The sequence below is a fragment of the Streptomyces sp. NPDC043876 genome, from assembly GCF_056435825.1.
In genome coordinates this window covers 22,148-40,339 of sequence record NZ_JBWKDV010000018.1, presented here as the reverse complement: position 1 = coordinate 40,339, position 18,192 = coordinate 22,148, and the positions used below count along the sequence as shown (strand labels likewise).

9 protein-coding genes and 1 pseudogene are annotated in these 18,192 nt (G+C 68.2%); 6 read left to right on the top strand and 4 right to left on the bottom strand.

What is annotated here, in order from left to right:
- Nucleotides 1–107 precede the first annotated feature (107 nt).
- Nucleotides 108–6,461, bottom strand: coding sequence for a DNRLRE domain-containing protein (locus tag AC0693_RS36075; RefSeq protein ID WP_478804215.1), 6,354 nt, complete (start codon nucleotides 6,459–6,461; stop codon nucleotides 108–110).
- Nucleotides 6,462–6,976: 515 nt separating this feature from the next.
- On the opposite strand from AC0693_RS36075, the gene AC0693_RS36070 reads away from it, so the two are divergent.
- Nucleotides 6,977–8,245, top strand: a complete 1,269-nt coding sequence (locus tag AC0693_RS36070; protein ID WP_478804251.1) for an ISL3 family transposase — start codon at nucleotides 6,977–6,979, stop codon at nucleotides 8,243–8,245.
- A gap of 448 nt (nucleotides 8,246–8,693) precedes the next feature.
- Here AC0693_RS36070 and AC0693_RS36065 read toward each other — a convergent pair whose 3' ends face one another.
- The 3 genes and pseudogenes from AC0693_RS36065 to AC0693_RS36055 form a co-directional block, all read right to left on the bottom strand.
- Nucleotides 8,694–9,749 carry a tyrosine-type recombinase/integrase gene (locus tag AC0693_RS36065; protein WP_478804214.1) on the bottom strand — a complete coding sequence of 352 codons (1,056 nt, stop codon included), beginning with the start codon at nucleotides 9,747–9,749 and terminating at the stop codon, nucleotides 8,694–8,696.
- A gap of 109 nt (nucleotides 9,750–9,858) precedes the next feature.
- A pseudogene (locus AC0693_RS36060) lies at nucleotides 9,859–9,987 on the bottom strand (HNH endonuclease); the annotation flags it as partial.
- Nucleotides 9,988–10,054: 67 nt separating this feature from the next.
- Nucleotides 10,055–11,416, bottom strand: coding sequence for a HEAT repeat domain-containing protein (locus AC0693_RS36055; protein WP_478804213.1), 1,362 nt, complete (start codon nucleotides 11,414–11,416; stop codon nucleotides 10,055–10,057).
- Between the two features lie 603 nt (nucleotides 11,417–12,019).
- Between AC0693_RS36055 and AC0693_RS36050 the strand changes: the two genes are divergently transcribed.
- The 5 genes from AC0693_RS36050 (at nucleotide 12,020) to AC0693_RS36030 (ending at nucleotide 17,958) form a co-directional block, all read left to right on the top strand.
- Nucleotides 12,020–12,478 (top strand): lytic polysaccharide monooxygenase, encoded by a 459-nt coding sequence (locus AC0693_RS36050; RefSeq protein WP_478804212.1) that lies wholly within the window; start codon nucleotides 12,020–12,022, stop codon nucleotides 12,476–12,478.
- A 506-nt stretch (nucleotides 12,479–12,984) separates the two neighbouring features.
- Nucleotides 12,985–13,590, top strand: coding sequence for an ABC transporter ATP-binding protein (locus tag AC0693_RS36045; protein WP_478804211.1), 606 nt, complete (start codon nucleotides 12,985–12,987; stop codon nucleotides 13,588–13,590).
- A complete protein-coding gene (locus AC0693_RS36040; RefSeq protein ID WP_478804210.1) occupies nucleotides 13,587–14,411 on the top strand; it encodes an ABC transporter permease in 825 nt (274 codons plus the stop codon). Before AC0693_RS36045 ends, AC0693_RS36040 begins: the two co-directional genes overlap by 4 nt.
- 140 nt (nucleotides 14,412–14,551) lie before the next feature.
- On the top strand, nucleotides 14,552–16,303 hold the full coding sequence (gene uppS / locus AC0693_RS36035) for a polyprenyl diphosphate synthase (RefSeq protein WP_478804209.1): 1,752 nt from the start codon (nucleotides 14,552–14,554) through the stop codon (nucleotides 16,301–16,303).
- Between the two features lie 308 nt (nucleotides 16,304–16,611).
- The gene (locus AC0693_RS36030; RefSeq protein WP_478804208.1) at nucleotides 16,612–17,958 is read left to right on the top strand and encodes a cytochrome P450; all 1,347 of its coding nucleotides are present in this window, start codon (nucleotides 16,612–16,614) and stop codon (nucleotides 17,956–17,958) included.
- Nucleotides 17,959–18,192 lie beyond the last annotated feature (234 nt).

The window sequence follows — 18,192 nt, the reverse complement described above, 5'->3', positions numbered from 1 at the left end:
GCCTTGAACCTGGACTCCGAACGAAATCGCAGCCCCCATTGCCGCCGATAACACCGGAAGCCCCACCGAATGCCTTCGGTGGGGCTTCATCGGCCGAAACTAAACCGCTAGTTGTCGCCCATGGTGTTGATGTAGTGGGTCAGGTCCTTCAGATTGTCGATCAGCGGCTTCCACGTCTTCTTGGCCCGCTTGACGTAGTTGCTCTTGCCCATGAACCAGGCATCCGCGAACGGCGGCACGTTCCCGTGAATCGTGATCTCCATCTTCCCGCTCCGCTTCCGGGTGAAGTAGAAGGAGATGAAGCCCGGGTAGTCAGGGTGCCCCCAACGGGTGTTGAAGCGGAAGCCGTTGGAGGAAATGCTCTTGACCACGACCGGGAAGGCGATCTTCACGCCCAGGATCTTGACCCAGAGGTCCATCTTCTGGCCCGGCTTCTTCAGCTTGCTGGCGTGCCCACCGATCGGGAACACCCAGTTGAAGTTGTCCCGGAACTTCTTGAAGTATCGCTTCGCCGACATGTGCGGGTTGCCGACGGTGTACTTCAGCCAGTAGTCCCAGGTGCCGGCCGTGTCCGTGCAGTTGACCGGATCGGCCGAGCAATAGCCGTAGGCGCTGGCTCCGCCGCCTTGGACCGGATCGTCCTGGAGGAAGGTGCCGGTCGCCGGGTCGTACAGGCGCGCGCCCATCAGGACGTGACCGTTGGGCGTGTCGGACTGCCGTGCCGCGGTGCCCAGCCAGCCGTACCGGACGGCCGGGGTGCCGAGCCGCTGCCCGTACTCGTCGAAGCGCTGCACGACCGGGTCCTTGGTCGTGTCCAGCGGCAGCTGGACGCCGATGTCCCCGTGCACGTTCGACAACTGGAGGACGGTGTCACCGGCGGCGCCGGTCACCGCGCTCATCCCGCTGGCCAGGTCCGCGACCATGCGGGTGACCGTGCTGGTGCCGCCCGCGGTGCGGGTGCTCCAGCTGGGGCTGTCGCCGTCGCCGCCGTAGTGGCTGACGATGACCGACTCGGTCGTCCAGGCGCCGTCGGCGCCCTTGGACTCCGTGGTCGTGGTGGCCTGGCGGCCGGCCGCGTCCAGCGCGTAGCTCTGCCGTGCGGAGGCCGTGGCGGTCTCGCGCACCGCGTCACTGGCGAAGTAGCCGACCGTGCTGCCGTCGGCGGCAGTGGTGCGGCGGCCGAAGGCGTCGTGCACCGTCTTCTGCGTGGTCGTCCCGGTGGTCGACGACAGCAGCCGGCCGGCGCTGTCGTAGGCGTACCCGGTCGCGGCGGTCGTGGTGGTGCCCGTCGTGCCGCACGCGGCGTCGGTCAGCGATTCCTCCCGGTTGGTGCGGTTGGCGCGAGAGCCGTCGAAGGCGTAGACCCGGACGGTGCATGCACTGCCGGTGTCGTCCTGGGCCCGGGTGAGGCGGCCCTGCGCGTCGTAGCTGTACTGGCTGGTGACGGTGGAGCCGTCGGTCTGCGCGTGGGCCGCGATCTGGCCGAAGACGGTCCGGTCCGCGGTGTCCGCGAGGACGGTCGTGCCCTGCACATTGGTGTAGAGGCGGGAGGTCTCCGCTCCGGTCGAGTCGTATCCCAGGGCCAGCTTGTATCCGCCGGGCAGGGATTCGGAGACCAGGCGGCCGTCGGCGTCGTACTGTCCGGTGAAGGATCCCGCCACCGAGTCGGTGATCGACGTGAGCACGCCGCGCGGGTCCACGCTGGTGTCGTACGCGTAGCTCGCGCTGGAGGGCGCGGAGTTGCTGACCTTCACCGGACGGCCCAAGGCGTCGTACTGCGTCGCGGTGGTGTTGCCCGCGCCGTCCTCGTAGGTGATTTCCCGGCCGAGTCGGTCGATGGACGATCGGATGGTCGCGCCGCCCGAGGTGACGCTGGTGGACAGCCCGTCGGCTGCGTACGCGACGACGGTGTCCGGCACCGCGTTGCCGAGGCCGCCGGTGACGGAGCTGCCCGTGGGACGGCCCACCGTGTCGTACGAGGTGGCGGTGGTGCGAGTGACGCCGTTGGCGGTCTCCTTGACCACCGCGGCCTGGCCCCAGCGGCCGTAGGTGAAGGACTTCGTCACGAGCTCGGCCGTCTGCGCGTCACCTCCGGTGACGGTGCCGCCCGGTGCGCTGGTGCACACCAGGCCCGCCCACTCCGGGTGTCCGGCGCACGCACCAGTGGTCCCCCAGTAGGTGGTGATGGTGGTCCCGGGCCCGGCCGCGTCGGACTCGGGGGCGGTGGCCTTGATCTGACGGCCGGCGGCGTCGTAGCCGACGGTCGTCGTGAGCGCCTTGCCCTGCGGGTCGCGGATCTCCTTCAGTACCAGGCCGGTGTTCCAGTCGTAGACGGTGGCGACGGTCTCGGTGTCGGCGTCGGCCGGGAAGCCCGGGATGCGGGCGCCGGTGGTCTCACCGGTCTGCAGGTCCGACACCGGGGAACCGGCGGGCCGGCCCTCGTCGTAGCTCGAGACGCTGTGCAACTGGGCCAGGACCGCGGTGCCCGCTGCCAGGCCGGTCCCGGCGCCTGCGGTGGCGGAGCGCAGGGTCACCGTCTGCAGGGGGCCGGTGCTCTCCCGTTCGAGCGAGGAGCCGCTCGCGGCATTGGCGTAGACCGTGGTCTCGGACAGCAGCAGTGCCGCCTGGGCGGTGCCCTCGGCCGGGGTGGCGGCGGTCGCCCGCACCTTGGCCAGCTCGGCCGCCAGCAGCGGGTCCGAGGTGGCGGCCCTGCCGAGCGCGACGTCCCGGTTGGCGGCGGTCAGCGCGCGGACCTGGTTGCCCTCCTCGTCGAACTCGCTCACGGATATCCGGCCGCCGGGGGCGGCCGTGTTCACCGTGTTGAAGTCGGCGTCGAGGTAGGTGACCGTGGCCCGCCGGTAGTCCGTCGCGGCGAGGTCGGAGCCCTTGCCGGAGGCGGGTACCTGGTCGGCCGGGAAGACGGCGGTCGCGGTCACCGGCAGGTCGGTCTGCCCCCAGGTGGCCGCGGTCGCCGCGTCCAGCTGGTAGGGGGCCGCGGCGCCGGACACCGGCACGTCGTACACCAGGGAGGTGGTGGCCGTCCCGTTGGTACCGGTCGCGCTGCCGGGCACCAGTGTCGGCCGGGACACCTTCAGCAGCTTGCCCGCCGGAGTGTTCCCGGTCGCGGTGCTGTAGCCGAAGGTCCACGGCAGCTGGCCCGCCGGCGTGTACGTGGCGACGCGCTTGGCCGCATCGTAGGTGTAGGCCGTCTTCTGCGCGGGGGAGACCCGGGGGTCCCAGGCCTCGCGCAGCAGGCCCTGGGCGTCGTAGGCGTACTGGCCGACCACGGTGGCGGTCGCCGCACCGGCGCCCGGATCCGTGGCCCACACCTTCAGCTGCCTGACCTGGTCCTTGACGTCGCCGAGCGTGGTGCCGGCGGCGGTCGTCGCCGTGGCGTACTCGAACTCGAGGACGCGGCAGCCGGCCGTGGAGGGACGGGCGGCGCAGGTGGAGTTGTCCTGGTCCACCGCCTTGTTGGGGGAGATCAGGTACTTGGGCCGGGCCACGGTGCGGGTACCGACCATGACCGGCTCTGAGACCAGCGTCGTGGTGGAGTCCTCCGTCAGCTCCCGGCTGGTGCTCAGCGTCCACGTGTCCGCCCCGGCGACCCGGGTGAATGCGGAAACGGTTCCGCTGCCGGTGTGGGTGAGCGACAGCGTGGTGTCCGCCAGCGCGCCCGTCAGCGTCAGCTGGGTGTCGCCGGAAGCGGCCTTCCACTTGCCGTCGCTGCCGAGGGTGAAGGCGACCGAGCTGCCGTCGGCGTTCATCAGGGACACCGAAGTGGCACTGGTCCGGCGGACCTTGGTGTATTCCACGCCGGTCGTCGCGGTGACCGAGGAGACCCAGTCCGGCCCGAAGATCGGGGCCTGTCCCTCGCTGTCGGCATCGACGGCCCGCGAAGAGTACGTCCGCGACACGGAGGCCTCGAAGACCGAAGCGTCGTCCTCCGACATCGAGAAGTCACCCGTGAGCAGGTTCACCGAACCCGGGCCGACGTTCTCCTGCGCCGCGGCGGCGCCCGCCCGGTCCAGGGTGACCGAGACGGCGGAACTGGCCGCGGTGGCGCCGCCGCCGTCGGTGAAGGAGGTCCGCAGTTCCACGGCGCCGTCCTCGTCGAGGGTGTTGGCCATGTGCCACACGAGCTTGGCGGAGGTCCCGCCGGTCACCGGCACCGGCCAAGAGGCCACGGCCGCACCGCTGCCCGCCGCGACGACGTCGGAGACGGGCACGTCGTGCCACGCGTCCGCGGAGCCGCGCCGGTACTGCCAGCGCGCGCCGGTGAACGAAGCGGCGCCGGACGCCGACAGCGGTACGTCGGCCAGGGTCCAGGAGCCGTCGCGCGGCGCGAGCACACCGAGGCCGCTGTCGCCGACGCCGAAGGAATAGGCCTTCTCCGCAGACAGGTTGCCCGCCGAGTCGACGGCACGGACGCGCAGCGTGTGGCTGCCGTTGCCGGGGGCGATGGAGATGGTCTGCGGGTCGCCGCCGGTGCCGTCGGTGGTGTCCAGGGCCCGCTGCGACAGCGTCGGCGAGTCGAGGCTCCACTGGTAGCCGGCGCCGTCGGTGCTCGTCGTGTCGAGCGTGCAAGTGGCGCTGCCGGAGACCTTCGCGGTCCACGCGCCCGCCGGGTACGCAGGGCAGCTGACGCTCGGCGCGGCGGGCAGGCCGGTGTTGACGGCGAAGGCGGTGTAGCCCGACCACGCGCCGTACTCGGTGCCGTCGTAGCCGCGCACGCGGTAGCGCAGGTAACTGCCGACGGGGAAGGCGTTGGCGAGCGGGACGGTGAGCGTCGCGATGGAACCCGACGCCACCGATCCGGTGGTGCCCGTGTAGGTGTAGGCGGTGCCGGTGATGTGGCCCGGGTCGGCGGTGATCTCGAACTGTGCCTTCACGTTCGAGCCGTCCGCGTCGGTGACCTTCGCGGACAGCGAGGGCGTCAGCGAGGTGACGTAGCGGCCTCCGTTGTAGGCGTTGACCGTCATCGGGGCGATCGCCGCGCCGCTGGTCGTGGCGTACGAGTTGTACGTGACGGTCAGGTGCGGTTCCGCGGAGTTGTCACCCGAGACGTAGTTGGCGGACCGGAAGCGCCGCCACGTCGTGGAGTCGGTCTCGCTGGCTCCGAGCAGCTGGAGACCGTAGTTCGGCGAGCCGTCGGCCCAGGCCTGCACGATCTCGTCGATGTCGAAGTTGACCGTGCCCGCTGGGCAGGAGGAGTCGTAGCCCAGGGCGGCCTTGTTCGTTACCGCGCCCGTGGTGGTGGTGCTGGGCTGGGCGCCCCAGGTGATGGCGGAGGAGGACCAGTCGGAGGTGATGCGGCGCACCTGGGTGCCCGCCCCGGTCGTGGCGCAGGTCGAGGAGTAAGACGAGTACAGGGCCAGGTTGGTGTCCGTGATGTGCTTGCCCTTGAACTTCGCCACATCGAACTTCAGGTACGAACGGGCCTTGTCGGCCCCGCCGTTGTACGTGCCCGTTTTCAGCTCGGGCGAGGAGACCTGGGAGTCGGGATAGTCGGGGGTCTGCACCCAGGTGTCGGTGGTGGCCGAGAGGGTGGACGTCGGGTCGACCGTGACCGGGTAGACGAGGCCCTTCTTCTGGAAGAAGGAGGCGTCGGGGGTGAGCACGATCGTCTGCGAACCGTCGGCCGCGGACTCGATGCGGGTGTTCACGCGGGCCCGGTGCTTGGCCTCGCCGGAAGCCTTGTCCTTGCTGGAGTCCCACATCATGGGCGCGGGCGCCTCGGCGACGAGGGCGCCGTCGGTGCCCTTGAGCAGCAGGTGCCCGGAATCGGCCTGGGTGACGGTGAGGCCCTCCAGGTGCAGCGGGATCCGGTACGAGACGGGCGCGGTGGGTGCCCGGTCGAGGATCACGTTCTGCGAGAAGCCGTCCGCGAGCGCGGTGACCTCGAGGCGTTCCCCGGCCCCGAGCTGGTAGCTGGCGGTGTCACCCTTGACCGTCGGTGCGGGCAGATCCTTCTGCCAGCCCATGCCGAAGGCGTGCTTGCCCCGCTTCACGGAGGCCAGCTGCCGGTCGCCGCCGTCCGAGAGGGCGATGGCGGCGGACGCCTTGCGGGGCTGGAGCGAGGGACCCGTGTCGGCGAGGGAGGTGTTGATGTCCTTCCAGACGTCCCCCTCCTTCACGCGTATCGGAGCCGCGTAGACGGAGCTCTGGAAACTGCCGTTGGGCAGTGCGTACGTGGTGGAGTCGGCCGCTCGGGCCGACAGCACCTCGATGGTGCGGTTCTGGAGCCGGGCCTTGAGGAGGGCGGAAGCCTCGTCCTCGGCGGTCGCTGGGCCGAGCGAGAACACCGCCGCCGGGCTCGGCGGGGGCGTGGCCGCGAGCGCGGCTCCCTGCGCGGTGAGCGTGAGCGAGAGGGCTCCGGCCAGGAGGGCCATCCCCCGTCCCCTGGCGCCGGATATCCGGCCGGGCGGTCCGAAGCGGCCGCCCGTCATTCGATGGGTCACTGGTTCTCCTTCAGCTGATCTCCGGATGAAGATCAGCTGAGAACTCTCGCAGTGGCCCCGGGGAAGAGTGACGAGGGGGTGCACCTACAGTAGTGAAAACCGGATGCTCACCCCGATTTGCTCGTGCCTATGCGGCCTTATCTCCGCTTTGGGCGCACTCCTGAGCCGCGGCGCGGCGGCTTGACGGTAATGAAAGAGTCAAAAGCGATCTTGACCATCTCTTGACCAACGCCGAGGGGTTCCCGGGGCCCGACACTCGCGTCCGGGCGGGAGGCAGCCTGCGAGGCGGCGCCTCGATCCAACTGCTGGGCCAGAGCGACGACGATGCTGCGGGCTCGCGGAGGCAGAGCGGACAACGGTCCTGGACCCGGGCGCTCTCACCGAGCACTCCCGCGTGATGCGAATCCCGAATTTGGGCTCTGCCCGGAGGTCCATGAAATCCAGGTCATGAGCCGTATGGCGGAACGTTTTGGCAGGGCGTATCTCGCTGGTGGGGGGTTTGCTCGTTGGATGATGTGTTGTTCCGGGACGTCGATGTGCGGTTGGAGGCCGTGGAGTTCACGGCCGAGGCGTTGGTAGCGGTAGCGGCCGCTTGCGGTCCGCCGCCCAGGTGCCCAGGGTGCCGGGCCCAGGCTCAGCGGGTGCATTCCTGCTGCGAACGGTGCCTTGCCGAGCGGCCACTGTCTGGGAGGAAGCTGCTGGTCAGGCTGCGGGTCCGGCGGTTCTTCTGCGACCGGTCCGCATGCCAGCGGCAAACGTTCGTCGAACAGTTCGGCGGGTTGAGCGAGCGGTATCGCCGCTCCAGTCTCGGGCTGAAGGCCTGGCTCCGTCAGGTCGCCGTCGAGCTCGGTGGGCGGGCCGGCGAACGGCTGTGCCGCCACATGCACCTCGCGGCCGGACGCACGCAACTGCCGGAGCTGCTGGTTCCTCCGCCGGTGCCGGAGCGAGCCCCGCGGGTGCTCGGTGTCGATGAGTTCGCCTTCCGCAGGGGCCGCACCTACGGAACCATCCTCGTCGACGTGGAGGCCGGCCAGGTCGTGGATGTTCTGCCCGACCGTACCTCCGAGACCTTCGCCGCCTGGCTCCACGAGCATCCAGGCGCCGAGATCATCTGCCGTGACCGGGCCTCGGCCCACACTCGCGCGGTCAAGGAAGCGGCACCTGACGCTGTGGAAGTCGCCGACCGCTGGCACCTGCTCCAAAACCTTGCCGCCGCAGTGGAGAGGACGTGCCACCAGCACCGCATCTGCCTGCACAAACGCGTCGACCAGGTGACCAGCCGCATCCCGGAAGCACCGCCTCTGATGCAGCTCCCGCTCCACGAACTACCGCGGACACCGATCCTCGACCGGACCCGGCACCGCCACGCTGACGTCCACAAGCTCGTCGCCGCGGGCTGGACCATCAGCGCCATCGCACGCCGTCTCCACCTCGACCGGAAAACCGTCCGGCGCTTCCGCGACACCGACCTCGACCAGCTGCTGGCCTCGGCAAACGAACGCCAGCCGGCCGGAGTGCTGGAACCGTTCAAGCCCTACCTGAACACCCGCTTCACCGAAAGCCTCGGCCAGGCCAGCGGCAGCCGCCTCTTCCAGGAGATCTCCGAGCGCGGCTACGTGAGGCCCAGAGCGCGGATTGCTCCGAGGTCCAGGGCAGGCCGTGCGCGGCAAGATCGACGATGCATCGGGTTACGTGAGTCTGACACAAGGAGCTTTTCAGCTCCTCATGCCCGCATCCGGCGACGAGGCACTCGGCCCATTCCGGGTGGGACCTCTGACGGCTGACCCACTCGCCAAGGACCAGCTCCGAAGATTTTCTTCGATGCTCGTTCCAGAGTTTGCTGTGGCCTCTGCACAAGCCAGTGGAGATCCGCTCCCGGCGACACGCACCGTCGGCAGCGATGCAGAACCCCCTGTGGGATCCGGCCCTGAGCCGGACCGGCGGCTGGTGTGTGGAATCGAAGTCTGCGGGGCTCTTCCGGCTCCTCCGCAACGCAATTGCACAGGGCTGACATCGTCTGGTGGGACTGATGCTGGGGCAGGCCGCAGTCCGGCAGAGGAACACCTTGGCTGAGCGGGTTCTCCGGGCCTGCAGTAAACAGCAGCGCATCGGGGTCCCATTCACCGGTACGCCAATCGGGGTCGATCCTGTCACGGAGCCACTGGGTCCAGCCGAGAAGCAGGGAGGACTCACCTGCGCCTCGTGTGATCGGAACTGGTGCAGATGTCGTGTTCATGAGCCTGCCTTCCGCGCGGCCTGGAGATCGTGAACCCGGCGGGCGTGCTCTCGTTTCTCCTCGTTAGTGGTGTGCAGGTACACGTTCATCGAATGCTCGGAGACGTGACCGGCAAAGTCCTGCGCGGTATCGCGCGGCATCTTGCCCTTGATCCAACGGGTGATAGTGCCGTGGCGGACCATGTGAGGGTGCGCGTCCAGGCAGGCCGCCTTGGCGAGACGCTTGAACAACTCGTAAGCGTTGGCGTACTTCATGGGCCCGCCACGCGGGGTGGCGAAGAGGTTCACGAACACCATGTCGGTGCCGGCCGCCGCAGAGACCTCGTCCCGCTCGTACTGGTAGTCACTGTAGGACCCAACGGTTCCAAGGGAGACCGGAATCCACCTGGACCTCCTCGACTTCGCGAGTGCCCCGTTGGTGTTGGTGTCGCGTCGGATGACGTGGATGTGCGGACCGGGCACTCGGCAGCCGAGCATCGTTGAGTCCGGTAACAGGTGCATATCCGCGCGGCGCAGTCCCAGCGCTTCCCCAATTCGGATGCCGGTCTCGCGCAGGATCTCCAGGAGGAATCGATCCCGAGCGTGTTTCGCATGGTCGATCATGGAGCCGACCTGTCCATAGGTCAGCCACTGGAATCCGGGGACGTCGATCCTGAACCTGATGGTTTTGACCAGCACGTTTCGGTCGCCACCCTGGTCAGGATCGGCCTGAAATCCGTCGGGCAGAACCACGAGGTACTTCGGCTCCACGAGAAGGCTGACGATTGACGGCGGGACGATGTCGCTGCGGTGGAGTGCGAGCCAGCGCAGGAACTTGGAGACTGTACTCAGATGGTCGTTCGCGGTCCCGCGACCGCGGTACTTCGGGGCTGAAGCGGGCTGCCGGCTTCTCGGCGAGAGGGGCTCCTCGACCAGCCAGTGCAGGTACTGCGCAAGGCTCTGAATGGTGGGTCTGGCCCAGTCGGTGCCACTGGCGGCGGTGTACGACAGGTACAAGGCGATGTGACCGGCGTACTTCTTCTCGGTGTTGACCGAAGAATCGCGGGCTCTCAACCCGTCCAAATAGTGAAGCGATGGCTCATGGATCTGGAAGTCCTCATCGGTGACGATCCAACGGATCGCACCGGACGGAATGATCGCCTTCTCAGGCCGAAATGTAGGAGCCGTCCGAGGGCGGCCACTCCGCCGGATCCTTGTCGCTCTTGCTCCTGTTCGAAGCCGCGGAGACCGCGATGAGCGTGTCCGGCGAGGCCTGGTCGTTCGCGTACGCCTCCCGGCGGGATGCTGACCAGGGCACTCGTTCAACTGGCGGGGAGTGCTAATCGAAGCGTGCGATATTCCGCCAGGGTTTACGCCTGTCAGAGGCTGGCCTTGGCGAGGACCTGATCCATACGGGCTCTTGGCAGCAGGGGGTTGGCCGCAGCATCATCGGCGACCCTTGGTTCAGGGTCTGCCAAGAGCAGTTCCAGCAGGTCTGTGGGGATGTTGGGGTGTCGGGCTGTGCTGGCGCGCAGGAACGACTCGGCGCTGGCCGCGAGCTCCCGCAGGTCCGCAGGAGGGAGCTCAGGGTCTTTCAGCGCGAGGATGCGTACTCTCGGGTCGTGGTCTTCCACGAAGCCGCGCAGCTCGTGTCGCGGGAAGTTGGGGTGGTCCACCAGCATGGGGCGGGTGTGGGAGAGGTCGCCGTGGGCGCGGAGTAGCCGCAGGAGGACCTGTGGCGGTGCGTCGGGTCGGTGGGCGGCCGCGCGGCGGACGGACACGTCAGGATCGTCGTCCAGTTGTCGCCACCCATGATCCGGCAGGTCCCTGCTGGCCGCTACTTCTCGGCGGAACACCACATGCGGGCACTGCAGGTAGGTCAGCCGCTCGGCCAGCGGCGCGTCCCGCAGCCAATTCGGGCTGTAGGGCGACCAGTGGAGTGCGAGGCCCGCGTCGTCGCTGCCGGACTCGTCTTCGGCCTCCACCAGCGCGAGCAGCCGGTCGCGGGTCTCGGGGGCGGTGTGGCGGCTGTAGGCGACCGCGACGCGCACCTGCGGGTCCCCGCTGTCCTGCATGTGGGTCACCATGTTGGTGGTCAGATGAGGGTTGCCGGCCACGGCGTGTAGCACCTCCTCGTCACCGGTCGCCAGCAGCTGCGTGAACTGGTCGAATGTCAGTGGGATACGACGAGCGATATTGGCCTTGACGGCAGGGTCGGCGAGGCAGCGCTCGTAGTAGTCGTCAGGGACGCCCGGGTGCTCGGCTCTGGTGGCTGCAGCACGCACCTCGGGGTCCGGGTCGGTGAGCAGCGCCAGCTGCACGGTGATTGGCCGGTCCCGCCAGGCGGCTGCGACCATTGCGCGCACCTTGGGATCGGAGGCGGCCGCGAGCTCCGTCGGGATTCGGTCGTAGGCTTCGACCAGGTCCTCGATACTCATCGGCACCCCGCGCTCCACCATGGTCCGGACAAAGTCCGCGTAGGCGTTGCGGATCGCCGGATCGGGGTGCTCGGCGATCCTGGCGCGCATCGCCGGGGAGATCCGATGCCCGTGCAGGCGCACTGCCGTATCGCTGCCGCCGTACTTCAGCAGGGCTTCAGTCACCGCATCTGGTAACTGCCCCTTGCGCGTAGCCATTCCGTGTCGGCCAGCGGGGTGTACGGCCAACCGCACCATGACTTCGACTGGGGCGGCGGGGTTTCTCCCCAGCCCGGACAGGTGCGGCTGCTCCAGGTGGACCATGTGGCCACGCTACCCGGACTGTCCGCTCAATCGGACAGCCCTGTGCACCCTCCACCATGGCCGGCCGTTGGCAGGCGGACGGCCCTCCGCCCGGGTCACTCGATTAGACGGGGATTCGCCGGCGAAACGACACTCCGTACGGTTCCCGCGGGCCGACACCCGGCGCAGGTTCGACGACGGCTGGTTCAGGGTGGTGGGGTGGCCAGGCGTGCTTCGAGGTAGGCGGTCCAGTCGGTGGAGGCGCGTCGCCGCCAGTGGGCGGCGGTGACGGGATGGAGGCCGGGCATCGGTCCGAGGACTGCTGGGGGAAGGTCCTGGGCGAAGGCGACGAGGGCGGTGGCGCGGGCGGCCCGGTTGGGGATGTGGTGGGCGGCCAGACGGCGGCCGAAGACGCTGGCGGAGAGGTGCTGTCCTGGGCGGTCGCGGGGGAACAGCCAGTCCTGGGAAGAGTTCCCAGTTGGTCGGGGGCGGCATGTCCCTAAGTTCGGTCAACAGGCTGGCCAAGGATCCGGGCAGGGGGATGGGGGTGAGATCGAGTGTGAGGGAGGTGTTCTCCCCGACGGTGGTGACGGCGTGGGTGGTCAGGGTGGTGATCCGGGTCAGGTGCTGGCGGAACAGAAGGAGGATGGCAAGATCGCCAGTGCCGATAACCCCTACGCGTACAAGCTCGACGGGCTACGGGACGAATTCGGCAACGCATGGAACGCCCACCCCGTCCGGAACGGCGGTCAGACGATCAACGTCGAGATGACCTTCGGCGGCAAGGTCAAGGTCCGCCGGGTCACCGCCTACCCCACCAAGGCGAACTGGGACAGCCAGCAGCCGCTGACCCGCGTCCAGCTCGACCTGGCCAACCCCCTCTACACGCGCACCTACCCCGCCGTGCCCTACTCCGCCACCGACGAGGAACTCCCGGACGGCCTGGTCGCCCCCACACCGATGACGTTCTCCTTCAACCTTCCGCAGCGCCCGGCGGGTCACCATCTCCTGCTGCTGGAGATCGACCACCCCGACAACGGTGAAGCCACCTACCAGGTCATCGACTTCCGCTACACGAACTGACCTCAGGTGACGCTCCGACCGTGATGGGGAGCCGGGGGCACAACCAGAGGCCCGACTGGGGAAGCCCAGCCGGGCCTCTGGGCAGTACACCGTCACCCGCTGGAAGTCCTTCACCGCCGCGGTCTTCTTCACGATCTGGACCGACGCCAGCGGCGGGGCCGGGGCAGCTGCCGAGGCAAAGGAGGCCGGCCCCACCGCCGACAGCACCAGTCCGACCGCCGCAGCACAGACCGCCAGCCGGGGAACCATGCCGGGATTGCTTCCGAAAGCCCATGGAACGACTACCGCGAGGAGCAGTGGGTCGGCAGGTAGGAGTGGGCACCCCAGAAGCTCGAGGTCACCGCCGAGCGGCTCGCCACTGCCGATTAGCACACTCGTACAGAACACCAGGCGGAGAGGGAACGACACTGACAGCGCCTGTGCCAGGTGTGTAGCTGCGTGCCTGTGGCCGGTCGCGTTCGTTAAGCCTGCGATCGGTCTAGGTAAGTAGCGTGGGGTGTCGCAGCGTGGAAGTCGGGGATGTACACCATCACTATGGCAAGCGGCTGGTGCTGCGGGGTGTCGACTTCACCCTGCCTGCCGGATCATTGACCGGGATCGTGGGGGAGAACGGTGCGGGCAAGTCCACCCTGTTGAAGATCCTCGCTGGGGAGTTGCGCCCCTCGCGCGGCAGGGTTCGACACGGCGGCCGGTTCGGGTACTGCCCGCAGCAGGTAGTGGTGAACGACGCACTGACGGTGCGCCAGCATTTGACGTTCTTCCGGGCGGCATTCCGTCTCGACAGCCTCAGCTATGCGAGGGAGGTCATGGACGTGCTCGGATTCGCCGACTACCTGGACGAGCGGGCCGGCGTGCTCAGCGGAGGGACGCGGCAGAAGCTAAACGTGACGCTGGCATTGATGCACGACCCGCAGGTGCTGCTGCTGGATGAGCCCTATCAGGGCTTCGACTGGGACACCTACCTGCGGTTCTGGCAGCTTGCATCCCGGTTGCGCGAACGTGGGCGTTCAGTTCTGGTCGTCTCTCATCTCGCTTACGACACCGAGCGCCTGGATGAATTGTGGCGCCTGGACGGCGGTCGCCTCCAGGCGCGCGGGAGGGAAGCGGCATGAAGGAGCAGGTGACGCTGCTCGTCACGGCAACGCGGTACGCGGTGGCCGAGCACGCCCGTAACCGGTTCGCCGCAGTGCTCATCGTGGTCTTCCTTCCTGTGTGGACGCTTCTGGCGTATGTGTCGATGCCGGACGGGCCGGTGCGAGTACGGCTCCACGCCACGGGGGAGCTCCTGGCGCCTCATGGCAACGAGCTCACCGCCGTCAGCGGTGCGCTGAACGCGGTTACCCTGATCACCGGGTTCTTGATGTTCGCCGCGACGTTCAACGGCAGCCAGTTCGACCGGCGCCTTGTGATGGCCGGCTATCCACGACCTCACCTGATCGTGGCGAAGCTGGCCGGCCTCGCTCTCGCGTCCGCTCTGGTGGCCGGCTACGCGACAGCCGTCATGTACCTGGCCTGGGCTCCGCGTCAGCCGGCCCTGCTCGCCGCGGCCCTCTTCAGCGCCGGCCTTACCTACGGCGTACTCGGAGTCGGCTTCGGCGCGTTGCTGCGCAAGGAAGTGGAAGGCATGTTCGCCATCGTGATGACCAGCGTCGTCGACATCGCGACACAGAACCCCATCTCCAGTTCCAGCGCAGACAGCGCCATCACGCACTACCTGCCTTCCTACGGCGCCATGCAGGCAGCCACCGCAGCAGCATTCTCCAGCAATTCCGCCCCCAGATACCTGCTCATCGAACTGACCTGGTTCGCAGCGGCAGCGCTTTTGTGCCTGCTGACCTTCCAGTGGCGTACCCGCAGCGCCCTGCCTTCCCCTCGGTATTCGACGCGGCGGAGCTGGGACCTGCCGCGCGGCGGGCGCTGCCAGAAAAACTGACGTACCAACAGCACCATGATCACCAGCACAACCTCAGTAGCTGTGCTCTCGTTGTGATCAGTGTGCACTCCACCACTTCAGACGAGAAGCGGTCTGCCACCCTGCGAACTGGTCACCGCTCGAGAAGGTTGCTAGCGAGGGTGGTCGGTGACGACCCGGCGCTTCAAGCGGCATACCTGCTCTGCAAAACTCGAACAAAGCAGCAGGACCCGACGGAATACGCGCTGATTCAACTGGTGCCTGCGGTGCTCCGCCCCGCCTGCTGGGCGCTGTGGGCGGCGGCCAACGCCCTCGACGACCTTGCCGACGACCGCACGGCCGACGCGGGGGAACGAACCGCACGGGTCAAAGAGTGGATCAACGCCCTGGGCCATGAACTGGCAACCGGGACAAGCACCGACCCGATCCGCCTGACCCTCGTGGATACCGCATGGCGCTGGGGGCTGGACCTCTCAGGGCTGCACAACGCCATGGCACTGGTCCAGCACGACGCCCACGGCAGGCGGTTCACCGACTGGCACAGCTGGCGTGCCTGGGGCCGCGGCACCCTGCTGCCCTGGTTCGAGCAAGTCCGCGACCTCTTCGACAGGGCCGGCGTGCCGGTGGCACTCCGCCTGGACAGGCAAGGCGATTATGAGCAGTTCCTCGACGGAGTCCGACTCACCGACATCCTCACCGATCTGTCCGCCGACCTCGCCCAGGAGGACCTTCTCCTGCCCGGGCAGATCCTCGAGCAGTTCCCGGGATCCGCAGACGACCTGACGCAGCGGCGCTGGAGCCCTGCCACCGCCGACCTGATCACCGCCCTGACCCGGCTTGCCCGCCGATGGGTGACCCAGCCTGCCCTCGCCCAAGGGATGCACCCCGGCCTCACAACCGTCCTCGACACGATGGCCGACCTGCTGCGCGCACAGCTCGATGCCGTGAGCGCCGCCGGCCCCGCCCTCTTTCATGCCCCGCCCAGGCCCTCCTTCGTCACCACGGCCCGCCTCCTCGCCCCGGCTCGGGCACGCGCCGCTCTCGCCTGGAGCCTGACCGAGGTGACCGTGCCACCACCACGCCGACCCCGGCACGCCACCGTGCTCACACAGCGTCCGCCCACGCAGCGCCCGGCCTTTCGCAGCCCGCCATCTCACCCCAGCGGTGAGCGACCACCACAGATCCCAGCCGACCAGATGCCCACCCACGTCGCCGTGATCATGGACGGCAACGGCCGGTGGGCACAGCAACGCGGCCTGTCGCGGCACGAAGGCCACCGGACCGGCCGCTCCGCCGCCTACGAGATGGTCTACGGTGCCCTGGAGATCGGCCTGCGGCACCTGACCCTCTACACCTTCTCCACCGAGAACTGGAAGCGCGACGACGAAGAGATCGGCACCATCCTCGCCGTCCTGCGCCACGAGCTAAGCGAATACCCTCTCGCGGATCTTGACGTCAGGATGCGCTGGCACGGCCGCCCGGACAGACTGCCTCAAGACGTGATCGACCTCATGAGAATGCGGGAGAGCAGCACACGTGACCGCACCGGCCTGACACTGACCACTTGCATCAATTACGGCGGCCGGGACGAGATCACCCGTACCGCTGCCGCCCTCGCCCGCCGGGTACGAAGCGGCCAGCTTGATCCCGACCTGATCAGTGAAACGGACGTCGCACAACACCTTCCCCTGCCAGACATGCCGGATGTCGATCTGCTGTGGCGCACTGGCAATGAGCAGCGCATCTCCAACTTCCTGCCCTGGCATACCGCCTACGCCGAGCTGTACTTCACCGCCGACTACTGGCCCGAGACTGATCGGCGCCATCTGTGGCAGGCCATCTCCGAGTACACACACCGACAGCGCCGCCACGGCGCACCCCTCCCAGCATTGGAGTCTCACAGGCCGCAGTAACCCGATCGCGGTGCCCCAGGCGGTCTTGTCGCTCCAGGCCCTGGAATGCGCTCATCCAGCTGACGCCACCGCGTCCACCGCCCGCGCTCAGCGTGCGCCTCACCGCCACGCTCACATCCCTCACAACCCCCCAGTTCAGCCACGCGCTCACAGCCTGACATCACCGGCCGGCGCCTGTGATGGGACCCGGCATCTTCAGTCGGCTAACGCGCAGCTTCGGCTCTGTACTCAAGCCCGGCAGTACCGCGCCAGGAACCTACGGACTCACCCCTCATCCCTCATCTCCTATCGATCCGGGACACCTCTGAATGACTGAGAAGTCGCCACTCAAGCCACTACCCGCCCCCGCCATCATGCCGATCATGGTGGGACGTTTCCTCTCGGGCCCGCGCTACATGGAGCGCCACTTCGCCCGACACGGCGCGATCGTTCCCGACTGGGCGCCGGGTGCCAGAGCTGTATGGCTGCGTGATCCGCGTCTGATCGAGCAAGCCCTGCACAGCTCCGGAGTGGAGCACCACACAACTGGCCGTCTCTTGGGGCGCGCCATGGGTTCCACGGCGATGCTGAACCAGCTGACCGGCGCACAGCACCATGCGGTCAGCCGGCTGATGATCCCCGCCCTGCGCGGTGACGCTCTGTCCGGCAACCGGGCTGCCATCGCCGTCGCAGCACAGCGGATGGTGAATGCCTGCCCAGTGGGTACGTCGTTCCGCCTGCTCCCCCTGCTGGACACAGCTGTCGCCGAAGCCAACGTCAGGGCGTGCCTCAGTGTCGACGATCCTGGCCTTCTGCACACCTGGGTCAAGGCCATCGCTCGGCTCCGCCAGAACACCGTCCGTCCTGCGGTGATGGCCTACGCACTGGGCATGCTGCCCTGGTGGCCCACAGGACACAGGGCTTGGAATGCCTGCCTTCATCTGGTGCGCGAGGAAGTTGCCCGGCGACGCCGCACTGGCACGCTTCACAACGACGTCCTGGGAATGTTGCTGACCTCTGACAGCGACGAACTGAGCGACGAGGTGCTGTGCGACCAGATCGTCTTCTACCTGTTGGCTGCCCAGGCCCCCGCCCTTGCAGCGGCCTGGGTCATCGAGCGCGCCACGCGCACACCGCACGTGTGGCAACGGCTGGTCGACGAGGCGACCGCGCAGGGTGACAGCGCTCCCTACACAGACGCGGTCATCCGCGAAGCGCTGCGTCTGCGACCGCCGGTCACAGCCATCCCCTGGCTGCTGCACGAGCCATGCGACATCGGCGGATACCACGTGCCAGCCGGGACGTTCGCCGTAGCGAGCCTATGGGATCTGCACCGAAACCCCGATCTATACCCCGATCCGGAGGCGTTTCGTCCCGAACGGTTCCTGGGGAACCGGCCCCCTCGCGGCGCCTGGCTGCCCTTCGGAACTGGCCCCCACGCTTGCATCGGCGGTCAACTGGCCCTTATCCAAGTCACCGTGCTGGTGCACACACTCATCCGCCATGGGCAACTCCTGCCCGTGAGGCGACAGGACGAAGGAATCGGCCACCGCGCCAGCACGGAGCCCTACCCCGCCCAGGGCTGCCGGGTCACCCTGCACCCCGTTCGCGCGCGTCATCCGCAGGGCGCTCAAAGCCCAGCAGCAGGACCCCCGCCCGTACGCGCCGCTGCCTGAGGACCGAGCACTGTCGGAGGGCTGTCATGGGCGTAGGTGCGAGCCGGCGGCGCGCCGCCTCCTGGCCCGCTTCGGCCGCTAAGACTTCTACCAGTAACCGCCAGCGGGAAAGGGCAGCTCGCGCCGCTCCCCGTGCTGAGCCGAGCCGCCAGTCAGCACGGCTGGGCGAAGGTCCCCTGCAGGGCCGTTCCGTGTACTGCCGGGCATTTCGCCAAGGCTTCGGCTCCGCGAGCG